This window comes from Pseudomonas sp. M20 (assembly GCF_045037865.1).
Taxonomy (GTDB): domain Bacteria; phylum Pseudomonadota; class Gammaproteobacteria; order Pseudomonadales; family Pseudomonadaceae; genus Aquipseudomonas.
Genome location: NZ_CP173611.1, coordinates 5368345 through 5383993 on the forward strand (window position 1 = coordinate 5368345; position 15649 = coordinate 5383993).

At 57.3% G+C, this 15649-nt stretch carries 20 protein-coding genes and 1 tRNA gene; 15 read left to right on the plus strand and 6 right to left on the minus strand.

The features are described from left to right. Positions 1-37: 37 nt before the first annotated feature. Together ACI514_RS23750 and ACI514_RS23755 are read left to right on the plus strand one after the other, a co-directional pair. Positions 38-871 carry an alpha/beta hydrolase gene (locus ACI514_RS23750; protein ID WP_405122486.1) on the plus strand — a complete coding sequence of 278 codons (834 nt, stop codon included), beginning with the start codon at positions 38-40 and terminating at the stop codon, positions 869-871. Further along, on the plus strand, positions 868-1221 hold the full coding sequence (locus ACI514_RS23755; RefSeq protein WP_405122487.1) for a hypothetical protein: 354 nt from the start codon (positions 868-870) through the stop codon (positions 1219-1221). Before ACI514_RS23750 ends, ACI514_RS23755 begins: the two co-directional genes overlap by 4 nt. On the opposite strand, the gene ACI514_RS23760 is transcribed toward ACI514_RS23755, so the two are convergent. Both ACI514_RS23760 and ACI514_RS23765 read right to left on the minus strand, forming a co-directional pair. Further along, positions 1218-1508 carry a YceK/YidQ family lipoprotein gene (locus tag ACI514_RS23760; protein ID WP_405122488.1) on the minus strand — a complete coding sequence of 97 codons (291 nt, stop codon included), beginning with the start codon at positions 1506-1508 and terminating at the stop codon, positions 1218-1220. The genes ACI514_RS23755 and ACI514_RS23760 overlap by 4 nt on opposite strands. 75 nt (positions 1509-1583) lie before the next feature. After that, complete coding sequence (locus ACI514_RS23765) at positions 1584-2033, minus strand: carboxypeptidase regulatory-like domain-containing protein (protein ID WP_405122489.1); 450 nt, start codon at positions 2031-2033, stop codon at positions 1584-1586. Between the two features lie 259 nt (positions 2034-2292). Here ACI514_RS23765 and ACI514_RS23770 point away from each other — a divergent pair, with 259 nt between their 5' ends. From ACI514_RS23770 to ACI514_RS23785, 4 genes are all read left to right on the plus strand, one after another. Continuing rightward, positions 2293-3351, plus strand: coding sequence for a YhcG family protein (locus ACI514_RS23770; protein ID WP_405122490.1), 1059 nt, complete (start codon positions 2293-2295; stop codon positions 3349-3351). A gap of 68 nt (positions 3352-3419) precedes the next feature. After that, entirely contained in the window at positions 3420-4394 is a 975-nt protein-coding gene (locus tag ACI514_RS23775; protein WP_405122491.1) for an alpha/beta fold hydrolase, read from the plus strand. 28 nt (positions 4395-4422) lie between these two features. Then, a complete protein-coding gene (locus tag ACI514_RS23780) occupies positions 4423-4836 on the plus strand; it encodes a hypothetical protein (protein WP_016986326.1) in 414 nt (137 codons plus the stop codon). Positions 4837-4842: 6 nt separating this feature from the next. Continuing rightward, positions 4843-5295 (plus strand): hypothetical protein, encoded by a 453-nt coding sequence (locus ACI514_RS23785; RefSeq protein ID WP_405122492.1) that lies wholly within the window; start codon positions 4843-4845, stop codon positions 5293-5295. 70 nt (positions 5296-5365) lie between these two features. Here ACI514_RS23785 and gabP read toward each other — a convergent pair whose 3' ends face one another. After that, entirely contained in the window at positions 5366-6757 is a 1392-nt protein-coding gene (gene gabP / locus ACI514_RS23790; protein ID WP_160054943.1) for a GABA permease, read from the minus strand. A gap of 554 nt (positions 6758-7311) precedes the next feature. Here gabP and ACI514_RS23795 point away from each other — a divergent pair. From ACI514_RS23795 to ACI514_RS23830, 8 genes are all read left to right on the plus strand, one after another. After that, positions 7312-8085 (plus strand): ABC transporter ATP-binding protein, encoded by a 774-nt coding sequence (locus tag ACI514_RS23795; RefSeq protein ID WP_007909167.1) that lies wholly within the window; start codon positions 7312-7314, stop codon positions 8083-8085. Between the two features lie 13 nt (positions 8086-8098). Continuing rightward, entirely contained in the window at positions 8099-8848 is a 750-nt protein-coding gene (locus ACI514_RS23800) for an ABC transporter substrate-binding protein (RefSeq protein ID WP_008080539.1), read from the plus strand. A gap of 78 nt (positions 8849-8926) precedes the next feature. Continuing rightward, on the plus strand, positions 8927-9619 hold the full coding sequence (locus tag ACI514_RS23805; protein WP_007909165.1) for an ABC transporter permease: 693 nt from the start codon (positions 8927-8929) through the stop codon (positions 9617-9619). Continuing rightward, a complete protein-coding gene (locus tag ACI514_RS23810) occupies positions 9620-10309 on the plus strand; it encodes an ABC transporter permease (protein WP_007909164.1) in 690 nt (229 codons plus the stop codon). After that, positions 10290-11525: a methyltransferase gene (locus tag ACI514_RS23815; RefSeq protein WP_405122493.1), complete on the plus strand. Its 1236-nt coding sequence runs from the start codon at positions 10290-10292 to the stop codon at positions 11523-11525. The genes ACI514_RS23810 and ACI514_RS23815 overlap by 20 nt, the downstream gene beginning before the upstream one ends. A gap of 345 nt (positions 11526-11870) precedes the next feature. Further along, complete coding sequence (locus tag ACI514_RS23820; protein WP_405122494.1) at positions 11871-12707, plus strand: FkbM family methyltransferase; 837 nt, start codon at positions 11871-11873, stop codon at positions 12705-12707. 75 nt (positions 12708-12782) lie between these two features. Further along, positions 12783-12858 (plus strand) — tRNA-Thr (locus ACI514_RS23825). Positions 12859-13244: 386 nt separating this feature from the next. Beyond that, on the plus strand, positions 13245-13469 hold the full coding sequence (locus ACI514_RS23830; RefSeq protein ID WP_095113953.1) for a hypothetical protein: 225 nt from the start codon (positions 13245-13247) through the stop codon (positions 13467-13469). Between the two features lie 183 nt (positions 13470-13652). On the opposite strand, the gene ACI514_RS23835 is transcribed toward ACI514_RS23830, so the two are convergent. The 3 genes from ACI514_RS23835 to ACI514_RS23845 form a co-directional block, all read right to left on the minus strand. Beyond that, positions 13653-14078 carry a type II toxin-antitoxin system HicB family antitoxin gene (locus tag ACI514_RS23835; protein ID WP_186620723.1) on the minus strand — a complete coding sequence of 142 codons (426 nt, stop codon included), beginning with the start codon at positions 14076-14078 and terminating at the stop codon, positions 13653-13655. 191 nt (positions 14079-14269) lie between these two features. Beyond that, positions 14270-14554 (minus strand): DNA-binding transcriptional regulator, encoded by a 285-nt coding sequence (locus tag ACI514_RS23840; protein ID WP_186620725.1) that lies wholly within the window; start codon positions 14552-14554, stop codon positions 14270-14272. Beyond that, positions 14544-14861 carry a hypothetical protein gene (locus ACI514_RS23845; RefSeq protein ID WP_007909143.1) on the minus strand — a complete coding sequence of 106 codons (318 nt, stop codon included), beginning with the start codon at positions 14859-14861 and terminating at the stop codon, positions 14544-14546. The genes ACI514_RS23840 and ACI514_RS23845 overlap by 11 nt, the downstream gene beginning before the upstream one ends. 470 nt (positions 14862-15331) lie before the next feature. On the opposite strand from ACI514_RS23845, the gene ACI514_RS23850 reads away from it, so the two are divergent. Next, positions 15332-15613, plus strand: a complete 282-nt coding sequence (locus ACI514_RS23850) for a DUF3077 domain-containing protein (protein WP_102899568.1) — start codon at positions 15332-15334, stop codon at positions 15611-15613. Positions 15614-15649: the final 36 nt, after the last annotated feature.

Consider the following 15649-nt stretch of genomic DNA (forward strand, 5'->3'; position numbering starts at 1 on the left):
GCTGGCGTTGACCGGCGCGTCTCGACTTCGGTCTCGATTGCAGTTCGACGAGGCGCCACCAGGTCCCGAGTTTTTCTTTTCGCAGAACTTTGCGGGCTACCAACTGGAAGCTCGAGTACTGAGCGGCTCCGACGGCGAAGTGTCAATGCCAAAGGTGCTGGCGATCCACGGCGCCCGCTCTGACTATTCGCGACTCAACGCCATCCTGCATCCCTTGCAGGCGCTGGGTGTTGCCAGCCTGAGTGTCAATCTTTCAGGTCACAACCCCTGCGCCGACATCGCTCTTGAAAAGACTTCACTGACGCACAACCTTCAGGAGGCTTTGCAGTTTGCCGGTCATCTTGGCGCCGAACTCAACACCGTGATCGGTCACAGTCTGGGCGGTGCACTGGCGCTCAAGGTGGCGCAAGCGCATCGCGCTTCAGTCAGACGCATTGTGCTGTTCTGTCCCGCCCTGTACGCGGAGGCTGCTTGGCAGCAACCGTTCGAGCCACCCTTCAAAAGCGCCATTTCGGTGCCTTACAGTTTTCTCGATTCGCCATCGCTGGATTTCTTGCGCACGTTCGAAGGGGAGGTCTTGCTGGTGATCGGCGAATACGACGGCCTTCGGGCAACCGCGTTTGGCGGGATCGCCGGTACATCTGCCGGGACGCAGCAACTGGGCGCGCGCATGATCAATAGCGCCATTCCCCACGAGGTCATCGAGGCCATTGAAAAGAGTCTGGCCCCTCATCAGTTGAAAAAAATCGTCCTGCCAGACTGCGACCATGCCGTATCGACATGGCTCAGGGAAAACCCGCTACGCGCCGCAGAGTTGGCGAACGAGATAACGCAGTTCATCAATGCCGGAAACAGGTTCCAAGTGTCATGAACCAAAGGAAAACCCGCGTCCCTCTGCCCCATCCGCCACCCTATCGCCCAAGTCGTGCGACTTACTGGGTGACTGTTCTCGTTGCTCTGCTGATTACTTTAGCCATCGGGTTGTCGATCTGGATGCTGGTCGACAGTTGGATCACCGGCTCTATCACCACCAATAATCGCGGCCCGCGCAGCACTTACACCCTGGCCCTGCAACCGCGGCAGTTCTGGTTCGAATTTGTCTGGCAGAGCGTTGGCACAGTGTTTCTGCTGGCAGTGGGTGTGTTCGGCGTGTGGATCTATCGCAAGGTTCAAGAGCCCGTGCACACGCCGAAAAGCAAGCGCCGCGCAAAGAAAACCTAAAGCGTATTGATGTAATCGATCGGCAGCAGAACCGTATCCAGCGCAGCATCCACTGGCAGAGATACGACGGTGATGACCGGGCAGACAATCATCATGTAACAGACGATCGCTGCCGGCATGCCATCGCTGCCCCCACCACGCACACCCAACAGATGAAGGTTGCCATCCAGCCCACGGTAATACTGGGCATCGGACAAACCGTCATTCAATCGCCCGATAAAAGTTCCGCAGCCGACCAACAGCAACCCGAGGCCAGCAACACAAACCGTACGCAAAATCCCTTTCAAACCAGCGTTTCCTTACGTCACAAAGATGAGGCGCGGGATTGTACGCGCGCCTTGGCTTTGCAATCACATCCATCGCTAACCTGCGTCATTCCAGTGGAACACCAGATTGCGCGCCGTGCCGCTGCCAACGTCGGTCACATCATGCCGCGTTTCGCCTTTACGCGTGGCCACCACCGTGTACTTGCCGGGCGGCAATTGCACATACACCAGCGGTCCTGTCTGGTTGAGCGTCAGTACGGTTTGCCCCGGCGACTTTTCAATCATCACATCAACATCAGCGGTGTACTCATCTTGTGCGCCCACAGCGAACGTCATGTGCAGGTTGTAACCGCCGGTCTGTTGAATGGCCTTCGCCTCATCCTCACCAATCCCGCCGGCCAGATAAGCGATGCCGTTCTGTTGTTGCTGCTGAACTTGCACCCCGGCACTGTCGATGGGCTCAAGACTGGCTGCCTGCAACATCACCGGAAACAACAGTGCAGCGACGGCGGCGATGGGCAGCATGAATGAAAGAACGCGTTTCATGATCACGACTCCCGGGTTCGTGTAGAACCCAACCGTTACTCCTTTTAGATTTTGCGTATCGGGGTGGGTTTTAGATTGTTTGGAACTTGGCGCATGTACGAAATGGACTACAGGCCATTACCCTCTGACGCCTCTTTCAGCGGCAACGTCCTGCAACATCAATCCCTTCTTCCGTCCCACATCACCGTCTCGCCCGACATACCCGCGCGACGACTCTTGGCATGCTTTGACGCCTGTTTCCAACGATGTGGAAGAGCCGATGAGCCCGCTAAAACCTGCTGACACGCAAGACCCGAAAATCGATTCGTTGCTGGGGGAGTTGGGCGAACTGATTCGCCAGGCGCGGCAAAAAGTGCTGCGTGCGGTGGACACGATTCAAGTGCAAACCTGCTGGCAGATCGGCAGGCATATTGTCGAGTTTGAACAAGAGGGAGCCCAGCGTGCGGGCTATGGAAAACAGTTGTTGGGGTTGTTGGCGAAAGATCTGACGGCGCAGTTTGGTAAAGGGTTTGATGATCGTAATCTGCGATACATGCGCAGCTTTTATCAGTTGTTTCCAATTTGGAACGCAGTGCGTTCCGAATTGAGCTGGACCCACTATCGTCGGCTTCTGGGCGTGACCAATGAAAAAGCACGCCATTGGTACATGGACGAATGCGCCAACCTGAACTGGTCGAGCCGCGCCCTCGATCGCCAGATCCTTACGCTCTACTACGAACGGCTTCTCATGAGTCGCGACAAAGCCGATGTCATCGAAGAAGCCACCACCAATATCGAAGCGCTGAAATGCAATCCGCGTGAATTCATTCGCGATCCCGTCATGCTCGAATTTCTCGGTCTGCCCTCAGCCGGCAAGGTCAGGGAAAGCGGTCTCGAACAAGCTCTGATCGACCATCTGCAGGGCTTTCTGCTTGAGCTGGGCAAAGGCTTTTCCTTTGTCGCCCGCCAACAACGCATCAGTACCGACGGCGTCGATCTGTACATCGATCTGGTGTTCTACAACTACCTGCTCAAATGCTTTGTGATCATTGATCTCAAGCGCGGCAAGCTCAGCGCCCGCGATGTCGGACAGATGGACATGTATGTGCGCATGTACGACGAACTCATGCGCAGCGAGGGCGACAAGCCGACAGTCGGGATTATCCTGTCTGCCGAGAGCAACGACTCGGTGGCGCGCTACTCAATGCTCAAGGGTAATGAGCAACTGTTCGCCAGCAGTTACAAAACGATACTGCCGAGTGAAGACGAGTTACGCGCAGAGCTCAATCGCGAACAGGCGTTGATCGAGGAGCGCATGCTCACTCAATCCTCCGAGTAAAACGTGCGGATTGTTGCCGGGCGGCGCTGAGACTATCGTTGTCAGCTTATTCTTCCAGGTCGAGCGTCATGAGCTGTCAGGACACGCCCGCAAGGCAAGACATGCAGTCAGGGTCGCCAACCTTGACTGCTGAGCAAGGTGAGCCTTTCAAAGAAGCTGCCGCCGACGGCTTTGCACTTGGCGGTTTCACCTGGCGTCAGTTCTTGCCTGATAGCCAACGCCCAGTAGTGATCATCAGCGCCGCCACGTCGGTACGTTGCCGCCACTACTCGCGTTTCGCGGCTTATCTGTTCGCAAACGGCTTTGACGTTATGACCTACGACTACCGCGGCATCGGCGAATCGCGGTCCACTTCGATCAAAGGCTTGAACGCCTCGTGGACAGATTGGGGCGCACTGGATTTCGAAGCGATGCTCAAACGCGCGCAACGAGAGTTTCCCAGCCAACCCATCGATGTGGTCGGCCACAGTTTTGGCGGTTGTGCGGCAGGTCTGGGCGAGTCCGGGCAGGTTATCCGACGGCTGGTCACCGTTGGTGCGCAGTTCGCCTACTGGCGCGATTACGCCCCCGAGCATCGCTGGCGCATGCTCGGCAAATGGCATGTGGTGATGCCGTTACTGGCGCTGTTCTGCGGCTTCTTCCCCGGCAAGCGACTCGGCTGGCTGGAAGATACGCCGACCGGCGTTGTATGCGACTGGAGCACGCCTGCTGCGCGTTACGAAGAGCGCCCCAGTGGTCGCGCGTTGATGAAAAAGAACGGCACCCTGCCCTTTTCCAATGTTCGCGCGCAGACCTTAGCCATCAGCATCAGCGACGACCCTTACGGCACAATTGCGGCCATCGAACGCCTGCTCGATTACTTCAGCAATGCCCGAAAAACCCACCTGCGCATCGAGCCGCAGGACATCGGCGAACAACAAGTCGGACATTTCGCCTTTTTTCGCAGCGCATACCAAGCCACACTATGGCCCATCGCTCTGACCTGGCTGCAAACCGGCGCACTGGCCCCCGACACACCCGGGCGGCAAGTCCCGCGCAGCTGAGCCCTCTCAACGCACGACGGAACACATCATGGCCTCCGCCAACAAGCAGCAGAAACGCGCCACCCGAGCCAAAGCCAAGGCCAAGCAGAACCGCACCAAACGCGCCGAAGCGCCGGTCGAGCTAGACCCGAACGATGATCGCATCGACTTCGAATCGGTGGACCTGACCGAGCTGTTCAAGAAAATGATCGACGCCGAGAAGATCAGCCAGCAAGCGCTGTGCAGCGCGTTCCTCGAAGACCCGTTGCTGGAACTGGTTTACGAACAGGAGGGCGAAGAAGGCGCGATGGATTTCATCCTCGCTGCGTTGATCGAGTATCGCCAGTGGTCGCAGGAAACCGACGAAGCCGGCGCGCTGGCGTGGATCGAGTCCCCGGCCTTCCAGGCCGACTATGTGGCGGCGTCCGACGCGATCGCCGCGCAAACCCAACAGAAGAACTGAGCTCCCATGGCATCCCTGAACAAACAACAGAAACGCGCCAAACGCGCCAAGGCCAAAGCCAAGCAAATCCGTATGGTCGGCCGCAAGCCGCTGGAGCAGGACGAAGATCTCGACCACCTCGCCGAGCCGATCCCGGAATACACCCTGGCGATGTTCAGCAAAATGCGCGACGCCGAAGCCATCAGTCGCAACGAGATGCTGCTGACCCTGCTGCGCGAACTGGCGTTCGTCATCGTTGACCATCCAGAGCTGCTGGACATGGAAAACGCCGACAACGAAGGCATGGCCGCCACCCACCTGGCCGCCGACATGCTGATCGACTACCGCATGTGGGCCGAAGGCGTAACGATCGAAGAGGCCCAGGCCTGGCTGAGCGAGCCACAGTTCATCACCGATTTCGGGGTGGCGCTGGATGCTTATGGCAAGTCGGTGGACACCCAGGAAGACAAGAGCGAATAAACAACGCTCGTAAACAAAAACGGCCGCTAGTCATCACTGACAGCGGCCGTTTTGCATTACGCGTTACGGATCAGTTCAATACCACCGCGCCACGTTTTTCCAGCTTGCGACGACGCGCCACCAGCAAACCGGCAGCCACCACCATCAGGCTCAGCAGACCGGTTGCAAGAATCTCCACGCGGTGCGCTTCCTGGAACAGCATGATGGTCAGGGCCGCGACGATGAAGATGATCACCGCGTAGGTCAGGCCCGGGAACAGCCACATGCTGAAGACGATTTTCTCGCCGCGCGCCATGCGTTGTTTACGCATACGCAGTTGCGAGAAGGCGATCACCAGATACACCAACAGTGCGATGGCGCCGGAGCTGGCCAGCAGGAATTCGAACACCGCCGCCGGGGCCACGTAGTTGGCGAAGGTGCACAGGAATGCTGCGCCAGTCGACAGCATGACCGCCCAGTAAGGCGTGCCGCTCTTGTTGGTACGGGTCGACATGGCCGGTGCATCACCACGCTTGCCGAGGGAGAAGAGCATGCGCGACGAGGTGTACAGCGCCGAGTTCAGGCAACTGGTCACCGCGACCAGTACCACGATGTCGACGATCATCTTGGCGTTCGGGATGCCCATGCGCTCGAGCACAGTCTGGTAGGAACCGAGGTTCGCCAGCGTAGGATCATTCCATGGCACCAGGGCCACAACGATGAAGATCGATACGAGGTAGAACAGACCGATCCGCCAGATCACCGAATTGGTGGCCTTGGAGATCTGCTTGCCCGGGTTCTTCGATTCCGCGGCCGCGATGGTCACGATTTCGGTCCCCATGAAGGAGAACATGGTGGTCAGGATCGCGCCCAATACCGCGCCCATGCCGTTAGGCAGGAAGCCGCCGCTGTCGAACAGGTGCGAAACGCCGCTGACCTGGCTGTTCGGCAGGAAACCGAAGATCGCCGCAAGGCCGAGGATGATGAAGCCGATGATCGCCAGCACTTTGATCAGCGCGAACCAGAATTCGAACTCGCCGTAATTCTTCACGCTGAACAGATTAGTGACGGTCAGCAGCAGGGTGATGACCAGCGCGAACGCCCAGATGCCGACATCAGGGAACCATGCATGGAGGATGGTTGCGGCGGCGTTGGCTTCCAGTGGAATCACCAAGACCCAGAACCACCAGTACAACCAGCCGATGGTGAAACCGGCCCAGTGCCCGATGGCACGGTCGGCGTAAGTCGAAAACGAACCGGTGTCCGGCGAGGCAACAGCCATTTCGCCGAGCATGCGCATCACCAACACCACCAGCGTGCCGGCGGCGGCGTAAGCCAGCAGCACGGCGGGGCCGGCGGCCGCGATGGCGTGGCCGGAGCCAACGAACAGACCGGCGCCGATCACACCGGCGATCGACAACATGGTCACATGACGCGGTTTGAGCCCCTGTTCGAGGCCATTGGAGCTTGGAGTACTGCTCATCGAAACTACCTTTGCAAGGAAAGCGATCCAGTCCGTCCTGCCTGGTGTTTTCTCTCTCGTAAAAAGAAACCAACAGGGCGTTCCGGATTCTGCACGCAATAAATGCGCCAAAATGTTTCAAACTCTTCTGAACTGCGGCTTTGCGCGCGACCGGACAGTCATCGCAAGTCCTTGAGATTAATGGCTATTCGCCAGAACGTTACCCTGCGACTCACTTTCAAGACGAATTCGCGCACCAGAAACACACTGAAAAAGTGTGGGATGCACAATAAAAGGGCGAATCAGGAACGTTCGGCCGGATAGCGCTTCCAACACCCCGCCAAAGCTGGCAACATCGCGCCTTTTTTTACGCGACACCCACGGGTCTGCACGATCAAACACCCGTTCGGTTGTTGATGGGGCGACAGTCTGCTGTGCCGATGCGACAACCTGCCACATGCCACCCGTTAACCGCTCGTAGCGCTGTTGGCTGCCATTGAAACGCTATGCTAGCTTGGCCGCCTCGCCAGGACGGCCATCCAACAGCTGGAGCGCAACATATATGAGGAACGCACATGGCTGAGGCCACGCCCGCGCTTGAAATCCGCAACTTGCACAAACGCTACGGACAGCTTGAGGTGCTCAAAGGCATCTCGCTGACCGCCCGCGACGGCGATGTGATCTCGATCCTCGGTTCCTCCGGTTCCGGCAAGTCCACGTTCCTGCGTTGCATCAACCTGTTGGAAAACCCGCATCAGGGCCAGATTCTGGTGGCCGGTGAAGAACTCAAGCTCAAGGCCGCCAAAAATGGCGAACTGGTTGCCGCCGATGGCAAACAGATCAACCGCCTGCGCTCCGAGATTGGTTTTGTGTTTCAAAACTTTAATCTGTGGCCGCACATGAGCATCCTCGACAACATCATCGAGGCACCGCGGCGCGTGCTCGGCCAGAGCAAAGCCGAGGCAATCGAAGTCGCCGAAGCGCTCCTGGCCAAGGTCGGCATCGCCGACAAGCGCCACGCCTACCCGGCGCAACTGTCCGGCGGCCAGCAACAGCGAGCGGCAATCGCCCGTACGCTGGCGATGCAACCGAAGGTTATCCTGTTCGACGAACCGACCTCGGCGCTTGACCCGGAAATGGTTCAGGAAGTACTTAGTGTCATCCGCGCACTGGCCGAAGAAGGCCGCACCATGCTGCTCGTGACCCACGAAATGGGCTTTGCCCGTCAGGTTTCCAGCGAAGTGGTGTTCCTTCACCAAGGCCTTATAGAAGAGCAAGGATCGCCTCAGCAGGTGTTCGAAAACCCGCTTTCGGCGCGCTGCAAACAATTCATGTCCAGCAACCGCTAACGGAGCAACATGCATGCAGAATTTCAAGAAGGTCTTCCTGGCCGCCGCCGTCACCCTCGCGTTCAGCGCCGGGGCCATGGCTGAAACCCTGAAGATGGGCATCGAAGCGGCCTACCCGCCGTTCAACAACAAAGACGCCAGCGGCAACGTGGTCGGCTTCGACAAAGACATCGGCGACGCTCTGTGCGCAAAGATGAAAGTCGAGTGCACCGTGGTCACTTCCGACTGGGACGGCATCATCCCGGCCCTGAACGCGAAAAAGTTCGACTTCCTGATCTCCTCGCTGTCGATCACCGACGAGCGTAAAGGCGCGGTCGATTTCACCGACCCGTACTACTCGAACAAGCTGCAGTTCATCGCCCCGAAAAACGTCGACTTCAAAACCGACAAGGACTCGCTGAAAGGCAAGACCATCGGTACCCAGCGTGCGACCCTGGCCGGTACCTGGCTGGAAGACACCTACGCCGATGACATCAAGGTCAGCCTCTACGACACCCAGGAAAACGCTTACCTCGACCTGACTTCCGGTCGTGTCGACGCGATTCTCGCCGACAAGTACGCCAACTATGACTGGCTGAAAAGCGACGCTGGCAAGAACTACGAGTTCAAAGGTGACCCGGTCGTAGAAAGCGACAAGATCGGCATCGCTGTGCGTAAGGGCGACCCTCTGCGTGAGAAGCTGAACGCTGCCCTGAAGGAAATCGTCGCCGACGGTACCTACAAGAAGATCAACGACAAGTACTTCCCGTTCAGCATCTACTGATCCTGACCTGTGGGACTGGCGCCGTGATGCAACGGCGCCGGCTCCCGACTTTGCCTGCCGCAATTTGAACAGAAACCCATGATTATCGACCTCTACGGATTCGGCCCGGCCCTCGCTGCCGGCGCGCTGATGACCGTCCAACTGGCTCTCACCGCCCTGTGCCTGGGACTGGTGCTCGGCCTGCTCGGCGCCTTGGCCAAGACTTCCCCGTACAAGCCGCTGCAATGGCTTGGCGGCACTTATTCGACCTTGGTGCGTGGCGTTCCGGAATTGCTCTGGGTGCTGTTGATCTACTTCGGTACGGTCAACCTGATGCGCGCCCTCGGTGAGTTCTTCGGCAACCCCGACCTGCAGCTCAACGCCTTCGCCGCCGGTGTGATCGCCCTCGGCCTGTGCTTCGGCGCCTACGCCACCGAAGTGTTTCGCGGCGCGATTCTCGCCATTCCCAAAGGCCACCGTGAGGCCGGCCAGGCCCTGGGCCTGTCGAAATGGCGGATTTTCACCCGGTTGATCATGCCGCAGATGTGGCGCATTGCCCTGCCCGGCCTGGGCAATCTGTTCATGATCCTGATGAAAGACACAGCGCTGGTTTCGGTGATCGGTCTGGAAGAAATCATGCGTCACGCGCAAATCGGCGTAACCGTGTCGAAACAACCGTTCACCTTCTATATGGTCGCCGCGATCATGTACCTGGGCCTGACCGTGCTGGCGATGACCGGCATGCACTTCCTGGAAAAACGCGCCGCTCGCGGCTTTGCGAGGAGCGCTTAAATGAACTGGGAAGTCATTATCAAATGGTTGCCGAAACTGGCGCAGGGCGCGACCCTCACGCTGGAACTGGTCGCCATCGCCGTGATTGCCGGTCTGCTGCTGGCGATTCCGCTGGGCATCGCCCGCTCTTCGAAGCTGTGGTACGTGCGCTCGCTGCCTTACGCCTACATCTTCTTTTTCCGTGGCACGCCGTTGCTGGTTCAACTGTTCCTGGTTTATTACGGACTGGCGCAGTTCGACGCGGTGCGTGAAAGCGCGTTGTGGCCGTACCTGCGCGATCCGTTCTGGTGCGCGACAGTGACCATGACACTGCACACGGCGGCGTACATCGCCGAGATTCTGCGCGGGGCAATTCAGGCGATTCCGCCGGGTGAGATCGAAGCGGCGCGGGCCTTGGGCATGTCCAAGCCGAAAGCGATGTTCTACATCATCCTCCCGCGTGCCGCGCGCATCGGCCTGCCGGCCTACAGCAACGAAGTGATCCTGATGCTCAAGGCCAGTGCGCTGGCCAGCACCGTGACTCTGCTGGAACTGACCGGCATGGCGCGCACGATCATTGCCCGCACCTACTTGCCGGTGGAGATCTTCTTCGCTGCTGGCGTGTTCTATCTGCTGATGGCTTACGTGCTGGTACGCGGCTTCAAGCTGCTGGAGCGCTGGCTGCGCGTCGATGCCTGCCAAGGGCGCTGATACTTCCTACGTGCTGACGGGTGAGGACTTACTCGCCCGCTTCACGGCGCTTGATGCTTTTTTGATTGAGCATCAGGCGCTATGGAAACCTCGACCGTTCACTCATCTTTCGCTTGATTGGGAAGCGTCCTACCCGGAGCTGGCCTTGTGGCTACGCGGACGGTCGCTGGAAGACGCGGAAAACGCTCACAATCAACCTGCCGAACTTGTCGATGCGCCGGAGCCGTTTGCTTCATTGGCGACGTTGTCGGCTGAGCTGAGTGCTATTGGTGAGTTGCCGGGGCATGCACTGGAAGTTGCGGGCCATCGACTGAATGTCGATGTGCCGGGACGCAAGTGGCAGCAGATCCAGGCGTTTGCCAGTCGTTTGTCTTTCGCCTCGCAGCCGACGCACTGGCTGGACTGGTGCTCGGGCAAGGGACACTTGGGGCGGCGCTTGTTGGGTTCGGGGCAGCAACTGACTTGCGTTGAATTTGATCCTTTATTGGTCGCCAGCGGGCAGGCGTTGAGTCAGCGTCATCAGTTGCACGCTTTGCATGTGGAGCAAGACGTACTGGCGGCGGACGCCTCAGCCGTATTGAGTGCGACTCACACGCCCGTCGCCCTGCATGCGTGTGGCGATCTGCATGTGCGCTTGATGCAACTGGCCAGTGCTGCCGGTTGCCAACGAATGGCGATTGCGCCCTGCTGCTACAACCGCATCAGTCGCAGCGAATATCAGCCGTTGTCCCACGCCGGACTGGCATCGCTCCTACAACTCTCGCTGGAAGATCTGGCACTGCCGATGAGCGAAACCGTCACCGCCGGTGCTCGCGTCCGACGTCAGCGCGACACTTCGATGGCCCGTCGTCTGGCCTTTGACCTACTGCAACGGCAAGTGCGCGGCGTCGACGAATACCTGCCGACGCCCTCCCTACCCAGCGCCTGGCTGGAAAAACGGTTCGCTGATTACTGTCGAGATCTGGCTACGCTCAAAGAGTTATCCACAATCGGTGCGCCAGATTGGCCCGCACTCGAAGCAGCCGGTTGGCAGCGATTGGCCGAAGTTCGCAATCTGGAATTGCTTCGCGGATTGTTCCGACGGCCGCTGGAGCTTTGGCTGAATCTGGATCGAGCGCTTTTCCTCGTCGAACAAGGCTACGTCGTACGCCTCGGCACCTTCTGCGAAACAGCCCTCACACCACGTAATCTGCTGCTGTTGGCCGAACACGAATAAATCATCGACTCCCTGTGGATAACTCTGTTGATGAATTCTTCGTGGATCCAATATCCATGCCTGTTTCGAGCCTTTCACAGCGCTGGTCATTTTTTGTTCATATTGATAAAAAACCAATAAAACAGCGATTTGCGAACAAAATGAGAACGAGTCCACAAATAACCGCCTAAGCACGGTTTCGTGCCAGCCGGTTGTGCATAAGCCGCCAATCAAAACGACATAACCGCCGAAATTCACCAGTTCGAAGCGAATAATTGCGGCGCATCGCCAGCCTTGCTATACAAGTCCACAGCGTGCCGCTAGCGCACCTCCAAACAAGAACAATCAGACCGACAGGAAGCGACCGTGACGTTCATTTCTTATGCGCAGAATTTTGAAGACGTCCGCTTGTGGCGTGCCCTCAAGCAAGTCGAACACGGCTTCTACATCGATGTCGGTGCCAACGATCCACATCACGACTCGGTCACCAAAGCCTTTTATGACCACGGCTGGCAAGGCGTGAACGTCGAACCGATGCAGAACTACCACGACGCCCTCTGTCAGCAACGCCCGCGCGACGCCACCGGGCAATGCATCGCCAGCGACCAGCCTGGCGAAATGACCTTCTACGCCATCCCCGACACAGGCCTGTCCACAGCCGATCCGGCGATCGCCCAGTTCCACAAAGATCAAGGCATGGACGTGCGCAGCCTCACCGTGAAGGCCCGTACGCTGACGTCGATCTGCGAACAATATGCCGCCGATCGGCCGATCCACTTTCTGAAAATCGACGTCGAAGGCCACGAAGAAAGCGTCCTGCGCGGCATGGACTTCACTCGTTTCCGTCCTTGGATCATAGTCATCGAAACCCCATGGGAGCGCGACCACACCTGGGAACCGCTGGTCACCGACGCCGGTTACCAAGCGATCCTCTTCGACGGCCTCAACACCTGGTTCCTCGCCGACGAATACATGCAACTCAAACCGGCTTTCGACATTCCACCGTGCAACCTCGACAACTTCCAACTGTGCAAAGGCCACGCCTTCGCCCACCCGATCAGCGCCAGCGAAGTCGACACAGCCCAACAACTGACCAACGCTCTGCAACGCGCCGAACAGGCCGAAGCGCAACTGGCAGCCCTGCAAAACAGCCGCACATTGAAGGCGGTGCAAACGCTGCGAAATGTGCTGCGCAGGGCTTGATTCAGCCGGATGCAAAAATAGTCTGAATTCAGGGGTTTACAGAAATTATCCAATCGCTATAATCGTCGCCCACACGCCGGTATAGCTCAGTTGGTAGAGCAACTGACTTGTAATCAGTAGGTCCCGGGTTCGACTCCTGGTGCCGGCACCATGCAAAACGAAGCCCCTGCAGAAATGCAGGGGCTTTGTTGTTTGTGGCGTTTGAATAGGGAAGCGCAATAGCCGAGCAGTCACTGCTTTGTCCCTCAGCCTGTGAGCGGTGCCCCCTCTCAAGATCTAAAAAGATCTTTTGAATAGATCGGCAATCCACCACAAGACCGCCTGACTTCATCATCCTGCAAAAATCCTCGCCCATAGAGCAACAACGAAATCCTGAAGAAACTCCACTCAGTCCCTTGTCAGCCGTTGAGATCTCGAACTGTCCCACCGCCAGTATTCAAGCTTGCTGATCCGTTACAAGTTGATACGCGAAGTTGGTTTTGACGCGGAAATTTACGCATAAACTCGCCACGGACAACGTCGCCCACGGAGCAAGTGATGTCAAAACGAAAAAACGCCATGGAAATCCGCGAAGCATTTGAGGAGGCAGGGCACTCACTCTCGTTATTCATCGACTTGTGTACATCCGACGTTCAACTCACCCAACGCAGCAAATTGGCCTTGTCGGCCTATGGCAAAACCTGCATGAAGAGCTTTGAAGACGCCGAAAGCGGGCTGCGAAGCCTAGACGAGACACGAGACGACTTCATTGACCATCGCTGATTTCCTCCTTCAATTGCTTAAGGAAGACTACGGACAGGTTGCTGACTTTGCCTAAGTAAAAGCGGTCAGCTACCAAATTGAACATTAATGAGTCTGCTGTAAAAAACACCGGACACCTCGTTTTCCGAACAGATTCTCTGAAGCTGAGGCTATTGCGGCGTTTCCCAACGTTAAATGCGGAACCTACGCTGCTTCAACCGAAAGCGAAATCCTTCGCCCAAGCTGCTGCAACGCACGTTCAACATTCTCGATCTTGGAGTGGTGCAAAAAATCCACCAGTCGATCTACCTGCGGCCGTTGCACGCCGAGACGACGCGCCAGTTCGGCTTTGCTCACACCGGACTCCAAGAGCGTATTCCAAAGCGCAACCTTCGCCGCGGTCAGCGCAGGCAGACGCAACACGACGTCACTTTTCTGTTCTCCCGCCTGCCCCGTCGGAATCAATCGACGATCATCGACGTAGATCGACAGGGCGGTCTCGATGGCATCGATAGCACTGTCGAGCGCCTGTTCAAGGGTGTCGCCAACGGCGTGCATCTCTGGAATTTCTGCGCAGGACAACCAGACACTGTCCGGCTCTTCGTGAACTTCCAACGCATATTCGAACATCACGATTCCTCTCATGGGGTACATCTGAGGAGAATTGGAGACAGACCACGTTTTTCAATTAATAGAGAGTTGTAACCTGAATTCTTTTTTACGATTTTGGTGCCGACGCCATACAAAACGAAGCCTCTGCAGAAATGCAGGGGCTTCGTTGTTTTCTGTAGCAGAAGTCTGCCCAAAGGTTTTAAGTGGTATCAAGCAGGATGCAGATCCCGCAAAGCTTCCGGATGCTGGCGGGCGACCCTAAGGAGAGTTTGAGCCGCACCCGTCGGCTGCCGGCGACCCTGCTCCCAATCCTGCAAAGTCCGCAGACTCACACCGATCAGTTTGGCAAACGCACTTTGAGAAACGCCCACTTTGGCACGCGCTTCTGCTGCCGCAGAGAGCGGCACTTGAGTCACGCGCGCAGCCTTTCCAGCCTTCATCTGACGTACAGATTCCAGCAAGTCCTGCTGGAATTGCTCCAGTTCATCGACCATCGCTGATTTCCTCCTTCAGTTGCTTAAGGAAGGCTACGGGCAAGTTGTCGAGCTTTGCCTTGGTGTAGGCAATGAGCAACCAAATCGAGCCTTCAGAAAGCGTGTTGTAATAAATGACACGTGTACCGCCTCGCTTACCCATGCCGGTGCGAGTCCACCGCACCTTGCGCAAACCTCCACTGCCAGGCACGACATCACCAGCCAGAGGATTTGCAGCAAGCCAATTTATGAATTCATGGCGCTCACCATCGACCCATATGGCGTCTGCATAGCGCTTGAACATTTCCGTTTCGATGATTGTATACATGAACCTGACTATACGGCTACGCCGTACAAACATACCATAAACGTTTATAGGGACAGATCGACGAAATGCATGGCGCGAAGCCTTGTGAAATCTGTTGTAACGACAAGCCACTACTAGCCACCGTTGCTCATTCGCCCCTCGCAAAGCTACCGTTCAGTTCGTCGCTGCCAATTCAGCGACCGGGCCTGAGAACCCGCGTAAGATACAGGCGCACCAGCGCCCCAAATCACGATTGCCGGCGCTTTTTTGTGCCCGCATCCACGTGTAATGGCGGCTGTGCGTGGGAGACCTTCGGGTCTGCCGGGTTCCTGTATCTCCGGTTTCTCAGCCTGCGCATAGCTGCCACCTTTTCGCCTGAGAACGAAATGGCAGCTCTCATTTGATACAGGGAGTTAACAAATGAAAAGCATTGATCCGTCAGCACACCGGTCACTTCACGCCCGTCCATCTCGAACGGAAGGTGAAGCGAAATGACCCATTCTCAAGATCTGAAAACCCTCGGCCTCACCCACTTTTCCTTCCACTCCAATCAAGCGATGTTCCGCACCAATCGTGGTGTGCCCGTAATCGCCGCCCTTTCCCACGCCTCGCACTTGCTTCACATTTCACGACTGCTCACTGCGGACACGTCAATCTCGCGCGATCCTGATCTTCACGCTTATGCCTCGCAGTATTTGCAGGAATTGAGCAAAGCGCTGATCGATGATGTAGTGAAAGTGATGGATGCGCCGCCGGACAAGCCGTTGATGTAAACACCGGTGTCAGGCCCTCGCCGATGCGAGGGCTTT